General features: G+C 66.6%; 1 protein-coding gene and 1 pseudogene. Both read left to right on the top strand.

The genetic code is table 11. From position 1 onward, the window contains the following. Positions 1–1,019: sugar ABC transporter substrate-binding protein (locus tag I5I_RS15000; RefSeq protein ID WP_036321623.1), on the top strand; the 1,019-nt coding region annotated here is incomplete at its 5' end. 64 nt (positions 1,020–1,083) lie between these two features. After that, a pseudogene (locus I5I_RS15005) lies at positions 1,084–1,278 on the top strand (sugar ABC transporter permease); the annotation flags it as partial.

Genomic DNA, 1,278 nt, shown 5'->3' on the forward strand with positions numbered 1-1,278 from the left:
GGACCTTTCCCTGCCTGCTCGACCTCGACGGGCCGATCATGCCCAACTGGGCGTGGGCCGGCTACCTGCAGCCGCTGGGCATCGACACGAAGATCACCGATGCGCTGCTGCCGACCGCCGTCGGAAAGTGGGACGGGCAGATCTACTCCGCCGGCTACTGGGATGCCGCGCTGTCGATCTTCGCCCGGAAGTCGGTGCTGGAGAAGAACGGCATCCGCATCCCGACCGTCGACAAGCCGTGGACGAAGGACGAATTCGGCGCGGTCCTGGCGACGTTGAAGGCCGCCGGCTACGACACCCCGATCGACATCGGCGCCGAGGACAAGGGCGAGTGGTGGCCCTACGCGTACTCGCCGTTCCTGCAGAGCTTCGGCGGCGATCTCATCGACCGCTCCACCATGCTCACCGCCGACGGCGCGCTCAACGGCAGCGACGCGGTGGCGTGGGGTACGTGGTTCCAGAACCTGTTCAAGGACGGCTACGCCAACGCGAACGGCACGGTCGGCAACCAGGAGTTCGTCGACAACAAGGTGGCTCTCAGCTACACGGGCGTGTGGAACGCGCTCGCGTCGGTCGACGCCGTCGGCGACGACCTCGCGATCCTGCCTCCGCCGGACCTCGGCACCGGCCCGAAGATCGGCGGCGGATCCTGGCAGTGGGCCATCTCCAAGGGATGCAACGACGCCGACGGCGCGCGCAAGTACCTCGAGTTCAGCTTCCAGGACAAGTACATCACCCAGTTCGCCGACCAGCAGATCGTCATTCCCGCGACCGACTCCGCCGCGCAGGCGTCGAAGTACTTCAACGACAAGGGCGTCCTGCGTCCGTTCGTCGAGCTCTCGCAGAAGTTCGCCGTTCTGCGACCGGAGACGCCGGCCTATGCCGTCATCTCGACCACGTTCGAGACTGCGGCGAAAGACATCATGAACGGCGCTGACGTCAAGACCTCGCTCGACCAGGCGGTCAGCGAGATCGACGCCAACATCTCGTCCAACGACGGGTACGGCTTCAAGAAGTGAGCCTGGGCGGGTGGGGCGCTCACACGTCCCACCCGCTCCGCTCGACGACCTCGAAAGAGTCACCATGACTGTCACCCCTGCCACGATCGTGGCCGAGAAGCCGCGCCGCGCCCTCAGCCGGTTCCGGTCCATCCGCGGACGCGAGACCTGGGCGGGCCTGGCGATGATCGCTCCCGCCGGCATCCTCCTCGTCCTGTTCCTCGTCATCCCCGTGCTGCTCGCGTTCGGGCTCTCGTTCACGACGCACGCCTCATCTCGC

Origin of the sequence: Microbacterium sp. B24, assembly GCF_000333415.1 — a bacterium.
Lineage (GTDB): Bacteria > Actinomycetota > Actinomycetes > Actinomycetales > Microbacteriaceae > Microbacterium.